Here is a 20095-nt window from a genome sequence, read left to right on the forward strand (position 1 = left end):
CGCGAGGCAGTATGCTGATTGCAGAGATGACTATGGACGAATTTTCAGCCGGGCTAAAGAAAACCCAGTCGGTGCTGATTCCCTTTGGTTCTACCGAAGAACATGGTTGTCATTTGCCGTTGGCGACCGATACGTTGCATGCAATTGAGGTCGGCCGTCGCTTGGCGGAAGTTCGTTCCATCTTTGTTGCCCCACCGATTCATTATGGCGTCTGTCGCTCCACGAGCCAGCATCCAGGCACACTCAGCATTACAACTGAAACCCTCAAGGCCTTAACCATCGACATTGTGTCCGCGCTCTATGCTCAGGGATTGCGCAGCTTTGTTCTGCTTAGCGGACATGCCGGCGGAACGCATATGGCTGCCTTGACCGATGCCGGTGAAATATTGCTGCAACGCTTCGCTGATCTTAAAATTGCCGTGCTGACGGAATATATGCTGGCCAGCAAAGAAGGACGTCATCTAATTGAAACTGAAGGAGATTCTCACGCCGGAGAAATTGAAACCTCGCGCATTCTTAATTCTCATCCGCAGTTGGTAAAGGGGAGTGCCCCGCGAGAATTTCCGACGTTTCCCAGCGGCATTCTGGTTCGCAATAAACAAAAATATTGGCCGGGTGGCGTTTGGGGGGATCCGGGAAAAGCGACCGCTAGCAAAGGTGCCGCGCTGGAAAAGCTTGTGGTCAGCGCTCTTTCCGCGCTAGTGGATAAGTTGGAGGGGTGGGAAGAGTAGGTTCTGCTAAAAACTGCTGCCATTAACAAAACAGGGGGACATATCTGTCCCCCTGTTTCTGGTCCTGTCTATTTGTTTTTCGTCTCAGCAAACTTTTTATTTAACGCCCGCAGTACTGATGGTGGAACAAATTTGCTGATATCTCCACCGAGTCGGCCGACCTCTTTAACAACGGAAGAACTCAAATAAGCGCAGGCCGGAGAAGTCATCATAAACAGTGTTTCTACCTGCTCACAGACGATATGGTTCATTTGCGCAAGCTGAAACTCAAATTCAAAGTCGGTCACCGCGCGCAGGCCACGTAAAATCACCCGAGCTTCTTTATTTATCACGTAATCAACCAGCAGACCATCAAAAGCGTCAACCTGTACCCGAGGATTGTCCGCAACGAGCTCGGAAATGATTTCTACTCGTTCTTGGCTGGTGAAAAAGCTCTTCTTGTCAGAGTTATTGGCAACGGCAATAATTACCTTTTCAAATATTTCCAGTCCCCGTTGGACAATATCCAGATGCCCGTTGGTAAAGGGGTCGAACGAGCCGGGGTAGATAGCGATGTGTCGGTTCATTTCAATCCTCATTCCAGATAAATAAATGGATCATCGTTGATCCATACTTGCGGTTCTCGGTTAGTTTGAGCTTGCCGCAGTCTGCGAGTACTTCATTAGAATCCGATTCGGCACAGATTATTCCATCTTCGCTAAGCAGTTGCAAGGATTCAATTTTTTTCAATATTGGTTCCATTAACCCCTGGTTATAGGGAGGGTCAAGTAAGATAAGGTCGAAAGGGGCGGAGGCAGACAGGCCTGGTAACGCTTGGAGGGCGTCCCTTTTAACGAAGCGGACCTTTGCTTCAAGTTTGCAGCGCTTGATATTTTCTTCCATCAGCTTGATCGCCTGATTTCCTGAATCGACCATAATAGCCGAGTCGGCGCCACGACTGACAGCTTCTAAAGACTGTGCACCGCTGCCGGCAAACAATTCTAGAACCTTCAGTCCGGTGAAGGACCCGAAGCGGCTGTTCAGCATACTGAACAAGGATTCACGGACCCGGTCGGGAGTCGGGCGGATATCGGTTCCAGTAAATGCTGCTAATTGACGGCCTCGAGCTGTGCCACTGATGATTCTCATGTTAAAATCTCCCTAAGTGCAAGTCTGCACACTTTGCCGAACTCGACCGACAAGTTCAAGTAATAATCAAAAAAGAAGCTCTATGGGAAGCGATTGTTTGCATACCTAAATTGTTTAGCTGGTTTTTGGCGCTACCAACTGTCACGGGCCGACCAGCGGAGCTTCGCTTGTACGGCCTGGGTCTTAAGCTGGCGAGTTTGACACTGAACGAGGAGAATCACCATGACTTCAGAGAGTAGAGAACTGCCCACGGATTTTTTGCAAGAGCTTGGGGTTAAAGAAAAAAACTACGGCGCTTCGACCGGGAAGGAGTGGAACACCACGACCGATCAGGGGGAGTTAAAGATCGTCTCCCCCGTTGATGGAAAACATATTGCCAGCGTTTATCTTGCTTCATTGCAAGATTACGAAAGGATCGTTGCCAAAGCGGAGGAGGCCTTCAAACAATGGCGGATGGTTCCAGCACCCAAGCGTGGCGAAGTGGTCCGTCAGATTGGCTTGCGCTTGCGCAAATATAAAGATGCTCTCGGTGCGCTCGTCTCCTATGAAATGGGAAAATCTCTGCAGGAAGGGAAGGGCGAAGTTCAGGAGATGATTGATATCTGTGATTTTGCCGTCGGGCAGTCCCGTCAGCTTTACGGTTCAACGACCGTTTCTGAACGGGAATATCACCGCATGTATGACCAGTATCACCCCCTTGGGGTCGTTGGTGTCATTTCCGCTTTTAATTTCCCGGTCGCGGTTTGGTCTTGGAACGCCATGATTGCGACGGTTTGCGGTGATAGTATCCTGTGGAAGCCATCATCCAAGGTACCCTTAAGTGCTATCGCCGTGCAGAATATTTTAGCCGATGTCATTCGTGAAAATGACCTTCCCGAGGGTCTGTTCAGTCTCATCGTCGGGCGCGGCTCGTCGGTCGGCGAAAAGTTACTCAATGATAAGCGCGTACCCTTGATCTCGATTACCGGTTCGACGGAAGTCGGTCGCCACGGAGCCCAGATTATTGCGAAACGGTTTGGCAAGGCTATCCTTGAACTTGGCGGCAATAACGCAATTATTTTGACACCAAACGCCGATTTCAAAATGGCGCTGCCTGCCATTGTCTTTGGTGCCGTTGGGACCGCCGGGCAGCGCTGTACCACAACGCGCCGTCTTATTATTCATGAATCGATTTACGCCAAGGTCGCAAAAAGTATCGTCAAGGCTTATGCCGGACTGAAAATCGGCAATCCTCTCGATGAGGAGAACCATGTCGGACCTCTGATCGATACCGCGGCGGTCAGTGCTTTCCAAACAGCACTTAACCGTGCCAGTAAAGCAGGTGGCAAGCTTATATACGGTGGTGAGGTTCTGAACGGTGCAGGCTATGAGTCCGGTTGCTATGTGGTGCCGGCCATTGTTGAGGTTGAAAACAGTTATGAAGTCGTTCAGGAAGAAACCTTTGCGCCGATCCTTTACTTAATCAAGTATCAAGGTGATGTTTCCCGCGCAATAAAACTGCAAAACGATGTCGTGCAGGGTCTCTCTTCCGCAGTATTTACCCAGAATCTACTTGAAGCGGAGGAGTTTTTGTCCGCAGTCGGTTCGGATTGCGGGCTTGCCAATGTTAATATCGGAACTTCAGGTGCAGAAATTGGAGGCGCTTTTGGCGGAGAAAAGGAAACCGGCGGAGGTCGTGAGTCCGGTTCGGATGCCTGGAAAGCTTATATGCGGCGTCAAACCAACACCATAAATTACGGCAGAACTCTGCCCTTGGCCCAAGGGATCAAGTTCGACATTTAGAGCAAGCTGAGTTGCATTGAATTAATTGTTAAGAGGGAGACTGAATTATGCAAAGAATAGTCAACTCGACTCTGGTCCTTGGTCTGGGGAAAGTCGGCTCGTTGATGGCTTCGATGCTCCATGAAACCGGGTTCGTGGTCACTGGAGCCGACGTTCAAATTCATGAAAACTATCCCTTCTCGGTTAAGGCTTTAGACGTCAGCAGTAGCGCCGAATTGGCAAAAACCATGCAGGGTTTCGACGCGGTTATTTCATGTCTTCCATACAGCTTTAATCTTGGCGTCGCCAGCGTTGCCCATAAGCTTGGAATCCATTATTTTGATCTCACCGAAGATGTGCCAACCACCAAGGCCATCATCGACATGAGTAAAACCGCCACTGCGGTGATGGCACCACAATGCGGTTTAGCGCCTGGATTTATTGCCATTGTCGGAGCTTCCGTGGCCAATCGATTTGATAAAATCAGAAACATCAAGCTGCGCGTCGGAGCTCTTCCCAGTCATCCGACCGGGTTACTTTCTTATGCCTTTAACTGGTCACCTGAAGGAGTGGTCAACGAGTATCTTAATGACTGCGAGGTGATTGAACATGGTGAGCATAAATGGGTTTCTCCCTTGGAATGGCTGGAGAAAATCGTTATCGATGGGATTCAACTCGAGGCGTTTACCACCTCTGGTGGCCTTGGGACCATGTGTGAGACTTATGCGGGTATTGTCGATAATCTGGACTACAAGTCGATGCGCTATCCCGGGCATGCGCAGTTGATGAATTTCTTTTTTCACGAACTCCTGATGCGTGATGATCGCAAAAAAGCCGGCGAGATTCTGGTGCATGCCAAGCCACCAGTCAGTGATGATGTGGTTTACGTCCACGCTTCGGCGGAAGGCTGGCACCAAGGTGGTCTGGTTCGCGAGGAGTTTGTCAATGCCTACCGACCGGTGTCCATTGCCGGGCGTCAATGGCGAGCAATTTCCTGGACGACTGCCGCATCCGCTTGTGCTGTTATCGAACTGGTGAGTAACGGGACCTTGTCCGACAAGGGGTTTATCAAGCAGGAAGAGATTGATCTCGATAAATTCTTAGAGACCAAAAACGGACGTTTATATTCCGGCCGAGTTCATGGCGGGACACGCGATAGCTAACGGTCTTGGCGCGGTCTATGCCAGCATCAACGGTGACGGCCATTGCTGGCATAGATCGTTTCTCGATGGTTCATTCTCGAAACAGCCGCCCTTGGTTATGGAGATGACGCAAGGTCGGTTGCGACGGCATTTGGGTAAGACGTGATATTATGGAGGGGGGAAACAACACAACCTTAAGTGCCTACGCCGCGCAACAGGATGGAGAGGTTAGGGAACAGGAGCAATGGACATGAGCAAGTCAACCCCAGCCAAACTGGGCGAAGCTGAGCAATCTGCAGTCGCGCAGCAGCGGCATCTCATTGTTCAGCTCGCCGATGTCGAGGCGATGCTGGACAGATACGAGTTCTCAACCGACGCCCGACGGATCGTCAAGGCAGAAAAGCTTCTCCCTGTCGGCCTGTTGAGTCGGTTGCAATCCTCCTACCCACAGCATTCCGGGCTATTGGAAAGCAAACCATTCCTGTTCAAGGACGGTTCGAATTACGCCGGCCTGGATGGTTTTCGTCAGGTCTGTGCGATCCTTAAAGCGAACGGGATTGAACTCAGCCAGATCAAGGAACGTGAATTTTATATTGAGGTGTACCGCTTTTTAGCAACCAGCCATTCCTTAAACAGCATCAACTGGGGCAATTACCAAACCGATGCTGTCTATCAACTGGTGCTGCCGCAGCCCGGCATGATCGCTCCCGAACCGACCGCCGCCTATGTTGCGGCCGCGACTGAACAGGAGCGCGGCCGGGTCGTCAGCGAGTATGCCGAAAAGACCAATCCCCACGATGGCAATCAGCAGCTCAACAAGCCCTGGTTTGAAAACTCCGCCGGGGAGGTCGAGTTCCTTGACGGCAGCCAGCATAAATACCCGCAGTGTCAGCTGATCTTCGATACCAGCACCCAGAACTGCTTCTCCTTTTGTACCTACTGTTTCCGGCATGCCCAGGTGCGCGGCGACGAAGACATGTTCCTGCAGAAGGATATCGCGCAGCTGCATCGCTACGTCAAACTCCATCCAGAGATTTCAGACCTGCTGATCACCGGAGGTGACGGCGGTTTTATGCCCGCTAACCGCTTTGAACAGTACATCCGGCCGATCATTGAGGATCCAGCGCTGAGCCATATCCGCACCATTCGTCTTGGCTCGCGGGCGCTGACCTTTCATCCGGAGATGATCCTCAGTCGTCACTACGACAAGATGCTTGAACTGTTTGATCTGCTGACCGACAACGGCATTCAGATGGCCTGGATGGCGCATTTCTCCACCCCGCGTGAACTGTTGAATCCGCGCACACTCGCTGCGATCCGCCGACTAAAAGCCCATGGGGTGATGATGCGCAGCCAGAGCCCGATCATGAACCACATCAGCCTGTTCACCGATGAAAACGGGAAGGTTGATGTCGATAAGTCGGCGCAAAACTGGATCGATCTGGCCAATATCCTGGCGATGCTGGGGATTGGCTTCCACTCCATGTACGCTGCGCGTCCGACCGGTGAACATCACTATTTTGCCGCGCCGTTGGCCGATATTGAACGGATTTTCAGTAAGATTTACAACTCGCTTTCCTCGATCAATCGCCCTTCGCGGCATATTTCGATGACCATCTCGGCCGGTAAATTGGCGATTCTCGGAACCTCGGTGATTGGCGGCGAGAAGTGCTTCGCCCTGCAGTTTACTGAAGGACGAAATATGGAATGGATGAACCGCGTTTTTCACGCCAAGTACGACGAGCAGAAGAACAAGATCGATCTGCTGCTGCCTTTTGATTCCGAGAAGTTCTTCTTTGAGGATGAGCTCAAGGAGATCGAAGCGCGTCTGGCGGAAACCCTGCGCCAGCGGTTGGCTTAAGCCTGCGCGGGTAAACAATAGAGTCGGTTTAATCCCATAGGGGGCACGATGATTGATAAGTGTATCGATTCACTTGCGGATGCTGTCGCAGACATCTTCGCTGGTGCAACGGTTATGATCGGTGGCTTCGGCGAAGCTGGCAGCCCGATTGAACTGATTCACGCCCTGATCGATCAGGGTGCCGGGAATCTGACGGTGGTGAACAACAACACCGGCAGTGGTCATGTTGGCCTGGCGGCGCTGATTGAAAATGGTCAGGTAGGCAAAATGATTTGCTCCTATCCGCGGACCGTCGGCTCTAAGGTTTTTCCTGAACTCTACCGTCGCGGTAAGATTGAGCTCGAGCTGGTACCTCAGGGGACCCTGGCCGAGCGGATTCGCGCCGGTGGCGCCGGCATTCCGGCTTTCTATACCGCCACCTCAGTCAATACCCCCCTTGCCGAAGGCAAGGAGCAACGCAACTTCGCTGGTCGCGATTATGTCATGGAATATGCCCTGCAGGCTGACTTTGCCCTGATCAAATGCGCAGCTGCCGATCGCTACGGCAATCTGACCTACAACAAAACCGCCCGCAACTTTGCGCCGATCATGGCAATGGCGGCGAAGACGACCATTGTGCAAACCGGCGATCTGGTTGCTGTTGGTGCCATCGACCCGGAAGTGGTGGTCACTCCAGGAATCTTTGTCGAGCGAGTTATTACCGTTGCTCATCCCGCTCAGGAATCAGAACTGGTCGCCGCGGGGAGGAGGTATCCATGACGATTGCGCAGCAGCAGGTATTGGGCTGGAGCCGGGAAGAGATGGCTAAACGGGCCGCCCTGGACATCCCCAACGGCGCCTATGTCAATCTGGGGATCGGTATCCCTGAACTGGTGGCTAAATACGTTCCTGCCGGGCGGGAAGTGATCTACCATAGCGAAAATGGTTTGCTCGGCATGGGCCCGACCCCGGCGGCGGGGGAGGCTGATCCCGAGCTGATCAATGCCGGTAAAAAAGCTGTTACGGTTATTCCTGGTGCTGCTTTCTTTCATCATGCCGACAGCTTCGCCATGATTCGCGGACAGCACATTGATCTTTGCGTCCTTGGAACGATGCAGGTCTCCGAACGGGGTGACCTGGCCAACTGGTCGACGGGCGAAGCTGATGCCATTCCGGCGGTCGGCGGGGCCATGGATCTGGTGGCTGGGGTCAAAACAATCCATGTTATTACCCAGCATTGCACCAAGAGCGGCGCTGTGAAGCTGGTTGCCACCTGCAGCTATCCGTTAACCGGTAAAGCAGTGGTAAGTCGTATTTATACTGACTTGGCCGTGGTTGATGTGACCCCTAAAGGGTTTGCAGTCGTGGAGCTGGCCCCTGGTGTCAGTTTCGACTATGTCCAGAATAGAACCGGTGGCAAGCTGTTAACGGGGTGATCTTCGCTGGCTGCGCTAGGGAGTTACTCGGCGCCGTTTGCCTTGCTCAATCCTGACAACAGGCGGAGCAAACAATGACCACGAAAAACGCTAAAATATCGATTACTGAATGCAAAAGTGCAGCTCTTTACCGACGGGCTTGCAAGGTCTTACCTGGAGGAGTCAGCAGGAACACCGTACTTCGATCTCCCCACCCACTCTACGCAGAGCGAGGCGAGGGGTGTTATGTCACCGATATCGAGGGTGTGAAGCGGATCGATTTCGCCAATAACATGGCCTCGCTGATCCACGGCCACGCCCATCCCATGGTCGTGGCCGCGGTTACTGAACAGCTACAAAAAGGCACGGCTTTTACCCTGGCGACAGAAGCCGAGATTCTCTACGCCGAACATTTATGTGCTCGCACAGCCAGTTTTGACCGCATTCGTTTTGTCAACTCCGGTACTGAAGCTGTCATGGGCTGCCTGAAGGCAGCCCGCGCTTACACCGGGCGTCCTAAAATTGCCAAGGTCGAGGGGGCCTACCATGGTCTTTATGATTATGCCGAGGTCAGCCAGACCGCCAGCCCCATGAATTGGGGAGCCGTGGAGAATCCGACCAGCGTCCCGGTTGCCTATGGTACCCCCGCTGCGGCACTTAATGATGTTGTTATTATTCCCTTTAATGATCCTGCCCGGGCTCTTGCTATTCTCGATCAACATGCCGACGAATTGGCCTGTGTGCTGCTCGACCTGCTGCCACATCGGGTCGGTCTGATTCCCGCCACTGAGGAATTTGTCCGGACGCTTTATCGCTGGACTCGAGATAATGGCGCCCTGTTGGTCTGTGATGAAGTGATTACCTTCCGCTCAAATTATGGCGGCGCGCAAGAGATTTATAGATTAATGCCTGATCTGACCGCGCTGGGTAAGCTGATCGGTGGTGGCTTCCCGGTAGGAGCATTGGCCGGGCGCAAAGAGGTGATGGACGTCATGAATCCCTTGACGGAAAAGCTGCTCTTTCCTCACTCTGGAACCTTTTCCGCCAACCCGATTACCACCGTCGCCGGGCGTTTGGCGATGGAACTGTTCGACCAAACAGCGGTCAAGAGGCTCAATAACTTGGCGGAGCTGGCTAGAGATAGGCTCGCCGAAGCGATTAGGATTGCCGATATCCCGGCCTGCGTCAGTGGTGGTGGCTCGATGTTTCGCGTCCACCTGAAGGCTGCTGTGCCAAAAAACTATCGCGAGGCATTTGTCGGGCCAGAGGAAGCCAAACTGACCAAGATCCTGGTGGACCATCTTTTGGACCATGGCATTATGTTGATTAATACCTGCTCCGGGGCCCTCTCTACGCCGATGTCCGAGCAGGAAATTGACCAGCTGGCCGAGGTGATGTTGAGCGGCTTTCGTAAAATAAGAAAAATACTCCCCCGCGATTATATTCACTGACGCAAAGGAAGGTTCAAACCATGCGAGAAGTTTTTATCTGCGATGCAATTCGGACACCTGTAGGGCGTTACGGCGGTTCTCTCTCTTCGGTACGTGCTGATGATCTGGCAGCGATTCCACTCAAGGCCCTGAGGGAGCGTAACCCTGACGTTGACTGGGAAGCGGTGGACGATGTCATACTCGGTTGTGCCAACCAGGCCGGTGAAGATAACCGCAATGTGGCACGTATGGCCTTATTGCTGGCGGGGCTCTCGGAGACGGTCGCGGGCAGTACCGTCAACCGACTCTGCGGTTCAGGCATGAACGCCATCGGCAGCGCTGCTCAGGCGATCAAAGCCGGGGATGCTGAGTTGATGATCGCCGGCGGAGTAGAAAGCATGTCCCGCGCGCCCTTCGTTATGGGTAAAGCGACAGCTGCATTTTCCCGTGCCGCCGAGATTTTCGACACGACCATCGGTTGGCGTTTCATCAACCCGCAACTAAACGCGCTTTACGGCACTGAATCGATGCCGGAAACCGCTGAAAACCTGGCCCGGGAATTCGACATCAACCGTGCGGATCAGGACCGTTTTGCCCTTTGGAGCCAGGAAAAAGCCGCCGCAGCGCAGCAGGACGGGCGTTTGGCGACAGAAATCGTTGCGGTCCAGGTCCCCCAGCGTAAAGGGACCCCCCTGAACATTGAAAAAGATGAGCACCCTCGCGCCAGCTCGCTGGAAAAGCTTGCCCAACTCAAAACGATCTATCCTGATGGGACCATCACCGCCGGCAATGCCTCGGGTATCAATGATGGCGCGGCGGCGTTGCTATTGGCAACGGAACAGTCCGCTGCTCGCAATGGCCTGACCCCCAAGGCCCGCGTGTTGGGCATGGCCGTAGCCGGTGTTGCTCCGCGCGTTATGGGCATAGGACCGGTGCCAGCAACCCAAAAACTGCTGAGCCGACTGGGACTGACGTTGGATAACCTGGATATTCTGGAGTTCAACGAAGCATTTGCCGCACAATCACTGGCCTGTACCCGTCAGCTTGGTTTGTGTGATGATGATCTGCGAATCAATCCCCTGGGAGGTGCTATTGCGCTCGGGCACCCCTTAGGCATGAGCGGGGCACGATTAGTGACTACTGCCGTCCACCAGCTTCAGGAGACTGGTCAGCGGCGCGCGCTGTGTACCATGTGTGTCGGGGTGGGGCAGGGGATTGCTCTGGTGCTCGAGAGAGTCTGACCGAAATATTTTGTAATAAGATTCGGCCCCTGGTTGATGTTGTTGTGCGGAAAATTGCTCCTACGTAGCGAGCTGTGTGACATAGTGCGACGTTGAGTTGCCGTATCCTGACTTTGTAGCCAACCTTCCTCCCTCAGCTAAGAGGCAATTATGCGTCAAAATGGATTAGCCAGTTATGCCGCCCACAGTGATCAAAGCCGCGGTCGCGCTCACGCCGAACCGTACAAAGATGATCGTCTGACTTATGAGCGGGACCGGGACCGCATTATCCATTGCGCGGCCTTTCGCCGTCTGGAATATAAAACCCAGGTTTTCGTTAATCACGAAGGGGACTACTACCGAACCCGCCTGACACACTCGCTGGAAGTTGCTCAGATCGCACGTGGAATTTCCCGTAATCTGCGCCTCAATGAAGATCTGGTTGAAGCATTGGCGCTGGCCCACGATCTTGGTCATACTCCCTTCGGTCATACCGGAGAAGATGTGCTTAACCGGTTGATGAAAGATTATGGTGGTTTTGAACACAACCGCCAGTCATTGCGGATTGTTGAGGCCCTGGAACAACGCTATCCTGAATTTGACGGTTTAAATCTCAGTTGGGAGACCCGTGAAGGGATTATTAAACATTCCTCCGATTACGATTGTGCCGGTAATCAAGCGATTACCGCTTACCAACCGGACCTGCGCGCAACACTGGAAGCGCAAATTATCGACCTGGCGGATGAAATTGCTTATAACAATCATGATATCGATGATGGATTGAAAGCTGGTTTTATCAAGCTTGATGATTTGGCAAAAGTGCAGCTCTGGCAACAGGCCTGGTTGATGGTGGGAGAAAAATTTCCCGGCATCAGTGAACGTCGTCATACGTTACAGACGATTAGTTATTTGATCGGTGAATTGATCCATGATCTGGTCAGTACAACGTTAAGCAATCTCAATAAATTTAATATCCAGACGTTAGATGATGTTCGTTGCCAACCGACAAACTTAGCCAGTTTTAGCCCACAGATGCAGGAGTTAAACAGAGAACTTAAGAAATTCCTTTATGCTAAATTGTACAAGCATCACAAAGTCGAAAGAATGCGGGTCAAGGCGGAACGCTTTTTGACTCTATTATTTCAAAATTATATTGAAAATCCCTCACTTTTGCCGGAAAAATATCAGCCTCGTTTTGACATGTATGGCACTGAGCGGGTGATTTGCGACTATATTGCGAGCATGACAGATCGTTATGCGCAGGATGAGTACAAGCGCCTTTATGAGCCCTTTGAGAGGACTTGAGGGTGGATTGTTTTGCGAAAAAATGCTTTTATCTGTCGATCGAAGACTGGACGCAAAACAGATTCCATCTATTTTCCCCCCATCCATTTACAATCCACTATTTATAAAGTAAATTTAATAACTGTTCAGTTAGTCATGCGGGATATTTTACCGATAAGCGAAATCTTTTTATCTCTCTGGCTCAGCTTTTTTAAGGAACTACAGCTACATGCAAGTTGAACGTATCTATATGACTCCTGGTTGTGCCGATCGCTTAAAGGCAGAATTAAAGGATTTGCTCTACCAACAGCGCCCAGAGATGGTTAAGACGGTCACTTGGGCTGCATCCAATGGCGATCGTAGTGAAAATGCCGATTATCACTATGGTAAAAAACGGCTTCGGCAGATCGATGGTCGCATCCGTTTTTTGGAAAAAAGACTGGAACAAGCGTCTGTTGTTGACCCGTTACAGCAGAAAACTGTTGCTGGCGAACGGGTGTTGTTCGGCTGCACTGTCACCGTTGAGTATGAATCCGGGGAGAATAAAGTTTTCAGTATCGTTGGCGTCGATGAAATAGACCTGAAACAGGGGCGGATCAGTTGGGTCTCGCCAATCGGCAAAGCGCTCCTTGGTTCATCTGCAGGGGATGCTGTCACATTCCGAAGCCCAGGCGGTGTTGAAGAGCTTGAAATTGTTAAGGTTGAATATATAAGTCTTGATTAGCCGCTTGTGGGGGATGATTTTATGCTGAAGATGAAGTGTCCAAAATGTGATGAAATGATTGTTTCAGCACTTTTATCGGAGATCGACACGGTTGGCTGTGGGCATTGCAAAGAAGTCGTACCGGTCGGCGATGTGCTTATTTACGCAGAAGGGTTTACCTTTCACCGCAATGATTTAGTCAAAAGATTGTTCAGGTATAAAACCTTGCTCAATGAAGTGCGTAAAGAAAGAGAAATGCTGGAGAAAAGTACTGACGCTTCAGATGAGAGCAAAAAAAGCCTCGATCGTTTTTTACAGGCCTTAGAAGAAGTGATGGCCGGAGCGCGGAACCACTTACGCTTGGACTTTTCAGATCGTCTGCCGGTGCGTTTCCGTTGCAATGAGCAGATACAGACGGGATTTCTTTCCAACCTGAGTATGTCAGGGGCCTGTATCGAACTTAGCCCAAAGACCGCATATCCGAAAAAGAAAGCACCTATCTCTGTTTGTTTATCGCTGCCCGGATGTAACGATGACTTCACTCTTCCTGCTGTCGTTTCTTGGATCAACAAGGAAAAAACAGCCGCCCGCAAAGCCAATTCTATTGGCGTCGAATTTAAATCCCTCAATCAAAAGGTTGTCGATATCCTCTGGGATTTCATAGCCTCGGCTGCCTCCGTATCCTGAGAGATAAAGTCAGCCCCCTAGAATTCAACCCTTAATGGCGACTGAGCCGGGGCCAAGGTTCCTTTTGCGCGGTTGGTTTTACCGTCAAACAGCAAATAACTGTATTTCCCGTAATGGGGTATTTTCCGTGCGACGATAGCGTCTGTCGAGCTGTCCGCAGAGAGAAACCAGGCCGCCGTTTTGTCTTTGGATAAAGGGTGGGGCTGAACTATAAATGCAGATTTATCCCTGAGCGCGTATTCTTGTTTCTCCAGAGTGATTTTCGCTCCCTTAAGTCCTTCAGGATTAAGTCTGCTGCTTGCACCGAAAATCAACAGATCATGTGTCGCTAATTCTGCTGTCGAAATATTGTTAAGCTTTTGCACCGGTAAGTTCAATTTGCGCAACGCGCCCAAAAGTGTTCTTTGCGCAGTGACGGATGGTGCTAGTTCAGCTGCTGTCACCACGATCAAGTTGTTACTGCCTCGAATCGTGTTTACCGTCGGGGGGATTTCATTTTTGTCCAAAATCCGGAACAGGTCTGCAGCAGGGTCAGCAAGCAGGGCTAAGGGGCGCTCAGGCAGATTAAGCCGAAAGCCTTGTGAGGCAGTGTTGATTTTGATTGGCACTTGGATGCTCTCATTTTCCATTATGGCTTGTAGCTCTACCGTCAACTGATAATAAGGGGCGGTCTGTACCAGTTCACCATGAATAGCAAATCCTTCAGTATCTTGCGTGAGCTCAACGTGCTGCAGCGACAACCGAGGGCCGTCGACACGCTGCAACCACTGCTTGAAAAATGGCTGCAGATCACTGCCTGTGAGCGCGCTAAAATAATCAGCGAAGCCGCTCCAGCTAAGCGATTGGAACATGTTTTCTTGAGCGATTGTTTTCAATCCGCGCCAAAAGTATTCTTCTCCAATTTTCTTGCGCAACATATGAAATAGCATTGCCGCTTTTCCATAGCCAACAGATTGGCTGGCCTTGTCGTGACGTGATCTGAATTGAGCTAATGGGAACCTATTGTCAGCAGTGACCAGACTGGCATATTCCCGTAAAACTTTCAGACGATATTCATATGCCTGCGCGGCAGTGTTTTGCTCCTGATAAAGGTAGTCAGCAACGTAAGTGGTTAATCCTTCTGCCCAGTTTCCCTGCGCATAGTCAACCCGCACTCCGGTTCCCCACCAGGAATGAGCAATTTCGTGACCCAGGCTGGTTTTAACAATAAATGGCAGTTTGATGACGCTGCTGCCGAGCAGAGTCCATGATGGCAGGCCATAGCCAGTCGGGAAAAAGTTTTCGACAATGGCGAATTTGTTAAAAGGATAGGGGCCAAAGAGTTCTTCGTAGAGTTGCAGATAACTTCGGGCTTCTTTTAAATAGGTCGCGGCAAGTGTCGCTGATTCAGCATAGAAGTATGCGTAGATTGGGATACGGCCCTTTGAATCCTCAAAAACCTGGTAGTTACCGGCGGAAAGAGTCAATCCATAGAGGGGATAATCGATTTCCCAGACGGAATGGGTTTTGCGGTTATCGCTATTACGTAAAACGCGACGCCCGGAAGAGACAGCCTCAATACCCAACGGTGCCGTAACGCTGACGCGATAGTGAAGTGCTTCGCTGGTCAAGCGTGGATACCAGTTAGCTGCCGCAGAAAGATAGCTACCGATGGGCGCTATGCTGGCCGTGACACCATAGCTCGGATCTTCGTTGTGAACCGGAGAGCTGATTACTTGATCTGAAAACTTTCCTTGATAGCTGATACTTAAAGGTTGGCGGTTATTCAGTTTAATTGAAAGAGTCTCGCCGGCATGAGAATAGCTGAGGACTTCGCCTGCCTGATGAATGTCCACAATTGTGCAATTATTCGACAATCGCAGCTCTATTTGTCGACCCAGTGATGGGTCGGGAGTGATCAGGGCCGTGGCTATCAGGCGTTGCTCAGCAGGGAGCAGGATGACATCGAGTTGATAATCGATAAGGGCGTGGGAATGTATCGGGAACAGCAGCAGGAAAAACAGCAAAAGGCGTATCATGAGAGCCCCTGTTGTTGGCAGTAGTGAAGATGCTTAGATTTTCAGAGCGATACTTGCTTGACCCAGTCACGCATCGATTGCAGTTCACCAAAGGTGAGGTTAGGGCGCAGAATCAATAAGGCCTGTTGTCGGTATTCTTCCAGATGGGAGTTTTCACGACAAAGCTGCAACATTTCCTGTTCAGCAGCAGGAAATGTTGCCAGGCTTTTTATCTGCTCAAGGCCGTTAAAAACCCGCAGCATCTGGCGCCCTATCAGGGTGCTGGTAAAAACGATACTGCCGGCAATGATTCCGGCAAGAATGCTACCGGCGACAGTCTGATCCGGGAGCCCATGAACCAGGCCACCGACGGCAAATGCAACCGCTATCGCTATTAACGCAACGGTTATCAGATCCGCTTTGCGCAGACGATTTTTCAATGTTGACGCTAATACGACCGCGATGACAGTTCCCAGTCCCACGATCGCCAACAGACCAAGCCCGCCTAGCAGATCGGCTAAATAGAGACCCAATAGGGCCGAACAGTGTACCCCGTCTGAAATGAAGGAGTTTCTGATCAGTTGCTTCTTCAGCTCTGCGAGGTGACGTTTTTCCACCTCGAGTTCCTGATGAGTCGGCGGTGACTGGTTAATATCGAAGATAAACATAGTTATAGATTATACCTGCTGAGTATTATCTTTCATATTAAGTTTAACCGACAGCTGACGTTATCAGCTTTTGGGTAAAGTAATCTTGTGTTCCTTGCTGGTACGGTAGAGCAGAATGTTTTTGCCGAGAATCTGAGCGATGGCGGCACCGGTGGCTTCAGCCAATTCGCTTGCAACTTCTTTGCGGTCACTCAAACAGCCATCTTGCAACTTGACTTTAATCAGTTCGTGACTGTTCAACGCTTCTTCCGTTGCCGCAATAACAGCCTGGTTGACTTCTTCTTTGCCGACAAAGACGAATGGTTTTAGATGATGTCCAAGTCCGCGCAGATAGCGGTTTTGTTTTCCTGTCAGTTTCATAAAATCTCCAAATTTAGATAAACAGCCCGGCTAGCCAGTAGAGTACCATACCGACCAGAACGGTGCCGCCGAGACTACGGGTTTTTAAGGCAAAGATCAATGTCGGAATTGCCACCAGCAGCTCCGTTTTGCCGAAATCTAAACTGCGTGTCGCAGCGTTGGTAAATAAGGTTGGCGCGAGCAGTGCGCTGAGGATCGCCACCGGGATCAGGCTGAGCCAGTCGATCATCCATTGTGGCAACTGTTTGTGCGCCAGGTAAAGTAGCGGCAGGGCGCGCGGCAGGTAGGTGACAAGGCCCATACCACCAAAGAGGAACAGATAATCGGTAAAGCTCATTTGTTCCTCCGATAGCGTAACTTTAAAAAATAACCGAGGGTCGCGGCGCTCATCGAGGCACCGACGATATAGGAATCTCCAGGAATCAGTAGGTACCAGCCGACTGAAATGACGGCGGCCAAAAGGCCGGTGACAATATAGATACGACCCTGCAATTGAAACACCAGCAGGCAGATGAACATACCGGTCAGCGCGTAATCAATGCCGAAAGCACCTTGCGGCACAAACTGGCCGACCAGAGCGCCAATGATCGTTGCTAAAAACCAGACGCTGTTAGCAAGTTGATTGACGATCAGCGCACGCCAGAGATCCCAATTACCGTCGCGAAAGCGGGTCATGTTAACGGCGAAGCTTTCATCGGTAATGCCATAGGAATACAGCGCAAGAAAGCGACGACTGACGCCGGACAGGTGGACCGCTAAGGCAGAACTCATCAACACATGACGTAGATTAACCACGAAAGTGGTCATGATAATTGCCGGGATTGAGGCCTTTGCCGCAAGCATGGCTACGCAGACAAACTGCGCACTGCCGGCAAACACCAGCACTGACATCATCGCCATCGCCCACCAGGGCAGGCCAGCCTTTTGGGCCAAGACGCCGAGGGCCAAGCCGATCGGAAAATAGCCGAGACAGATCGGCCAGCCGGCAGCAGCCCCTTCGCGCAGGGTTGAGTTGGTGTTGTTTTTCATGGTTTGCAATTATATAGAATTTCGGCAAAAACAGAAGGGGACAGAAAATGAATTCTGTCCCCGTTAATTTTAAAAAGAATATGCTGAGATTTACCTAGAGGACCTGCTTTAAGAAGGCTTTGGCCCGTTCTTCTCGCGGCTCGGTAAAAAAGTGCTCCGGGGTGCCTTCTTCTACCAGTTTGCCCTGATCCATAAACAGTACCCGATCGGCGACCTCGCGAGCGAAACCCATCTCGTGGGTAACGACGACCATGGTCATCCCTTCGCGCGCCAGCTGTTTCATGACTTCGAGGACTTCACCGACCATTTCCGGATCGAGGGCGCTGGTCGGCTCATCAAACAGCATCACCTTTGGCTCCATGGCCAGGGCACGGGCAATCGCCACCCGCTGTTGCTGACCACCGGAGAGATGCCCGGGATAGACGCTCTCTTTTTCCGCGATCCCGACTTTTTTCAACAGTTGTCGGCCCTTGTCTTCGGCTTCCGAGCGCTTACGTTTGCGTACCACCTGCTGGGCCAGAACGATATTTTCCAGCACCGTTTTATGCGGGAACAGGTTGAATTGTTGGAACACCATGCCGACTTCGCGACGAACCTTGTTGAGGTCGGTCTTTCTGTCAGCCAGGTCAATGCCATCAACCATGATGTGGCCGGAAGTCATATCTTCCAGACCGTTCAAGCAGCGCAGATAGGTCGATTTTCCTGAGCCGGAAGGGCCGATGATGACCACAACTTCTCCCGGTTTAACGTGAGCGGATACGCCATCAACGGCGTGCACCGTCTGCCCTCGTCCAACAAAAGTCTTTTTTAGATCAACGGTCTTAATCACTGACTGCGAGCCTCCGTTCAACCCAGGCAATAACCTGCGATAGAGCAAATGTCATAAACAGGTAAAGCAGGGCGACAATAAACCATATTTCAAAAGTGGCGAAGGTTGAGGTGATGACCTCACGTCCGCTTTTGGTCAAGTCGTTAATGGCAATAACCGAGACCAGCGAGGAATCCTTGATCAGGCTGATGAACTGTCCGGCCAAGGGCGGCAGGGTTCGTTTAAAGGCCTGCGGCAGGATGATGTAGACCATTGCTTGCGGCACGTTCATGCCGAGAGAGCGGGCGGCTTCCATCTGTCCCTTGGGGATAGATTGGATTCCGGCACGGATAATCTCTGCAACATAGGCCCCGGCAAAAACAGCCAGGGCACAGATGCCGGCGACAAATCGATCAATATCGAGAACGGTGCCGAGAAAGAAATAGAAAATGAACAGCTGTACCAGAAGCGGGGTGCCACGGATCAACTCTACATAGATAGCCGACAGATCGCGCAAGGTGGTGTTTTTGGAAACGCGACACAGCCCTGTGACCATACCGATGATCATCCCCAGAATACTGGCGGCAGCAGAAATCCAAAGTGTGTTCCATAGGCCAACAATCAGCGGCCCGGCACTCCATTTAAAAGTGGAGCCGAGGTGATCACCTTCGAAAAGATCCTCATCAACACTGACGTTGAGGGAGGTCGTATCGATTTCAAAGATCAGTTCCTCATCCACTTCACTTATTACTTTGATTCGGGTGGTGTCGCCGAGGTTGTCTATCGTCGTCACCCGCCCATCAAAGGGGGAGTTGAGGGTGGTTTCAGCGTTGTAGGCGAAGTATTGAGGAACCCTTTTCCAGCGCCAAGTATAATCGATTTTTTTTGTTGCAACCCACAGGCCAGCACACATCATAAATAGAATGAGGAGTGTTAACAGACGCCAGGGCAAGATACTTTTGGTTGTATTCAACGTTTAATCTTTCGTGCTTGGGTCAAACAAAAAGATGGTGGGAGCTTCTGCATTACAGACCCTCCCACCATCTTCAAAAAACAATTATTTAAGCTGGTTCAGCCACTTGTCGCTGAGGAACCATTTTTTATAGATTTTGTCGTAGGTCCCGTCATTTTTGGCCTGGACCAAGAAGTTGTCCAGCCAGTTGATGAAGTCAGCGTTACCGCGCTTAACGCCCCATGCCAGGGGCTCATAGGTGAACGGCTCGTCCAATAGGGCCAACTTGCCTTCGCCTCTTTCAGCAAATGCGATGGCATTGTAGGGCAGGTCGTAGATAAAGGCATCGATTTTGCCGTTGACCAGGTCCATGACGCCTTCCTGCTCTGTTTCAAAGGAGATGTAGGTGCCGTTGGGGATCATCCGCTTGGTGGCTTGTTCGCCGGTTGTTCCAAGCTTGGAGGCAATCTTATACTTCTTATTGTTCAGGTCTTTATAGGATTTGATCTCCCCAGCCAAATCTTTTTTGATCAGAATGCTTTGACCGATAACAATATAGGGATCGGCAAAGCTGATCTTCATGTTGCGTTCTTGAGTAAGGGTCATGCCGCTCATGATAATATCGAACTTTTCGGTCAATAGAGCCGGAATAATACCATCCCAGGCAGTGCTCACCAGTTCCAGCTTTACACCCATGGCTTTTGCCATGCGCTTGGCCATATCAACATCAAAACCGACAATGTCACCTTTTTTGTTGGTCATTTCGAATGGCATGTAGCCAGGCTCCATACCGACCCGCAGTACGCCACGATCAAGAATATTGTTCAGGGTGTCGGCTACGGCAAAGCCGGGAAGAACAACACAGAGTGACAACAAGCAGGCAATAACAATTTTCAGATGTTTCATAGAATTTTCCTCCGTACATAATAGGGAAACAAGA

The 20095-nt window shown here is 51.1% G+C and carries 21 protein-coding genes; 11 read left to right on the plus strand and 10 right to left on the minus strand.

The features are described 5' to 3' along the window. The first annotated feature begins 11 nt into the window (after positions 1-11). Complete coding sequence (locus ACZ5PT_RS14930; protein WP_464263822.1) at positions 12-731, plus strand: creatininase family protein; 720 nt, start codon at positions 12-14, stop codon at positions 729-731. A 68-nt stretch (positions 732-799) separates the two neighbouring features. On the opposite strand, the gene coaD is transcribed toward ACZ5PT_RS14930, so the two are convergent. After that, entirely contained in the window at positions 800-1297 is a 498-nt protein-coding gene (coaD, locus tag ACZ5PT_RS14935; protein WP_464263823.1) for a pantetheine-phosphate adenylyltransferase, read from the minus strand. Between the two features lies 1 nt (position 1298). Further along, on the minus strand, positions 1299-1859 hold the full coding sequence (rsmD, locus tag ACZ5PT_RS14940; protein WP_464263824.1) for a 16S rRNA (guanine(966)-N(2))-methyltransferase RsmD: 561 nt from the start codon (positions 1857-1859) through the stop codon (positions 1299-1301). Positions 1860-2081: 222 nt separating this feature from the next. Between rsmD and amaB the strand changes: the two genes are divergently transcribed. The 10 genes from amaB to ACZ5PT_RS14990 all read left to right on the plus strand — a co-directional run bounded on the left by amaB (position 2082) and on the right by ACZ5PT_RS14990 (position 13341). Beyond that, a complete protein-coding gene (gene amaB, locus ACZ5PT_RS14945) occupies positions 2082-3641 on the plus strand; it encodes an L-piperidine-6-carboxylate dehydrogenase (protein WP_464263825.1) in 1560 nt (519 codons plus the stop codon). Between the two features lie 47 nt (positions 3642-3688). After that, complete coding sequence (locus ACZ5PT_RS14950) at positions 3689-4783, plus strand: saccharopine dehydrogenase family protein (RefSeq protein ID WP_464263826.1); 1095 nt, start codon at positions 3689-3691, stop codon at positions 4781-4783. A 229-nt stretch (positions 4784-5012) separates the two neighbouring features. Beyond that, positions 5013-6623 (plus strand): hypothetical protein, encoded by a 1611-nt coding sequence (locus ACZ5PT_RS14955; RefSeq protein ID WP_464263827.1) that lies wholly within the window; start codon positions 5013-5015, stop codon positions 6621-6623. A 48-nt stretch (positions 6624-6671) separates the two neighbouring features. Continuing rightward, positions 6672-7382: a 3-oxoacid CoA-transferase subunit A gene (locus ACZ5PT_RS14960; RefSeq protein WP_464263828.1), complete on the plus strand. Its 711-nt coding sequence runs from the start codon at positions 6672-6674 to the stop codon at positions 7380-7382. Next, a complete protein-coding gene (locus ACZ5PT_RS14965; protein ID WP_464263829.1) occupies positions 7379-8038 on the plus strand; it encodes a 3-oxoacid CoA-transferase subunit B in 660 nt (219 codons plus the stop codon). Before ACZ5PT_RS14960 ends, ACZ5PT_RS14965 begins: the two co-directional genes overlap by 4 nt. Before the next feature lie 74 nt (positions 8039-8112). After that, entirely contained in the window at positions 8113-9468 is a 1356-nt protein-coding gene (locus ACZ5PT_RS14970; RefSeq protein WP_464263830.1) for an aspartate aminotransferase family protein, read from the plus strand. Between the two features lie 20 nt (positions 9469-9488). Further along, positions 9489-10688, plus strand: coding sequence for a 3-oxoadipyl-CoA thiolase (pcaF, locus tag ACZ5PT_RS14975; protein ID WP_464263831.1), 1200 nt, complete (start codon positions 9489-9491; stop codon positions 10686-10688). A gap of 150 nt (positions 10689-10838) precedes the next feature. Beyond that, positions 10839-11972: a deoxyguanosinetriphosphate triphosphohydrolase gene (locus ACZ5PT_RS14980; RefSeq protein ID WP_464263832.1), complete on the plus strand. Its 1134-nt coding sequence runs from the start codon at positions 10839-10841 to the stop codon at positions 11970-11972. A gap of 208 nt (positions 11973-12180) precedes the next feature. Continuing rightward, entirely contained in the window at positions 12181-12675 is a 495-nt protein-coding gene (gene greB, locus ACZ5PT_RS14985) for a transcription elongation factor GreB (protein WP_464263833.1), read from the plus strand. Between the two features lie 21 nt (positions 12676-12696). Further along, on the plus strand, positions 12697-13341 hold the full coding sequence (locus tag ACZ5PT_RS14990; protein WP_464263834.1) for a PilZ domain-containing protein: 645 nt from the start codon (positions 12697-12699) through the stop codon (positions 13339-13341). Between the two features lie 17 nt (positions 13342-13358). Here the strand turns inward: ACZ5PT_RS14990 and ACZ5PT_RS14995 are convergent, their stop codons facing one another. The 8 genes from ACZ5PT_RS14995 to ACZ5PT_RS15030 all read right to left on the minus strand — a co-directional run bounded on the left by ACZ5PT_RS14995 (position 13359) and on the right by ACZ5PT_RS15030 (position 20061). Then, positions 13359-15347: a M1 family metallopeptidase gene (locus ACZ5PT_RS14995; protein ID WP_464263835.1), complete on the minus strand. Its 1989-nt coding sequence runs from the start codon at positions 15345-15347 to the stop codon at positions 13359-13361. Positions 15348-15400: 53 nt separating this feature from the next. Further along, on the minus strand, positions 15401-16006 hold the full coding sequence (locus ACZ5PT_RS15000) for a hypothetical protein (protein WP_464263836.1): 606 nt from the start codon (positions 16004-16006) through the stop codon (positions 15401-15403). A gap of 63 nt (positions 16007-16069) precedes the next feature. After that, positions 16070-16366, minus strand: a complete 297-nt coding sequence (yhbY, locus tag ACZ5PT_RS15005) for a ribosome assembly RNA-binding protein YhbY (protein WP_464263837.1) — start codon at positions 16364-16366, stop codon at positions 16070-16072. Between the two features lie 13 nt (positions 16367-16379). Further along, positions 16380-16703 (minus strand): AzlD domain-containing protein, encoded by a 324-nt coding sequence (locus ACZ5PT_RS15010; RefSeq protein ID WP_464263838.1) that lies wholly within the window; start codon positions 16701-16703, stop codon positions 16380-16382. Further along, positions 16700-17395: an AzlC family ABC transporter permease gene (locus ACZ5PT_RS15015; protein ID WP_464263839.1), complete on the minus strand. Its 696-nt coding sequence runs from the start codon at positions 17393-17395 to the stop codon at positions 16700-16702. Before ACZ5PT_RS15015 ends, ACZ5PT_RS15010 begins: the two co-directional genes overlap by 4 nt. 94 nt (positions 17396-17489) lie before the next feature. Further along, a complete protein-coding gene (locus ACZ5PT_RS15020; RefSeq protein WP_464263840.1) occupies positions 17490-18224 on the minus strand; it encodes an amino acid ABC transporter ATP-binding protein in 735 nt (244 codons plus the stop codon). Continuing rightward, positions 18217-19176 carry an amino acid ABC transporter permease gene (locus tag ACZ5PT_RS15025; RefSeq protein WP_464263841.1) on the minus strand — a complete coding sequence of 320 codons (960 nt, stop codon included), beginning with the start codon at positions 19174-19176 and terminating at the stop codon, positions 18217-18219. The genes ACZ5PT_RS15020 and ACZ5PT_RS15025 overlap by 8 nt, the downstream gene beginning before the upstream one ends. Before the next feature lie 84 nt (positions 19177-19260). Further along, complete coding sequence (locus ACZ5PT_RS15030) at positions 19261-20061, minus strand: transporter substrate-binding domain-containing protein (protein WP_464263842.1); 801 nt, start codon at positions 20059-20061, stop codon at positions 19261-19263. Positions 20062-20095 lie beyond the last annotated feature (34 nt).

It is taken from the genome of Desulfuromusa ferrireducens, from assembly GCF_055389805.1.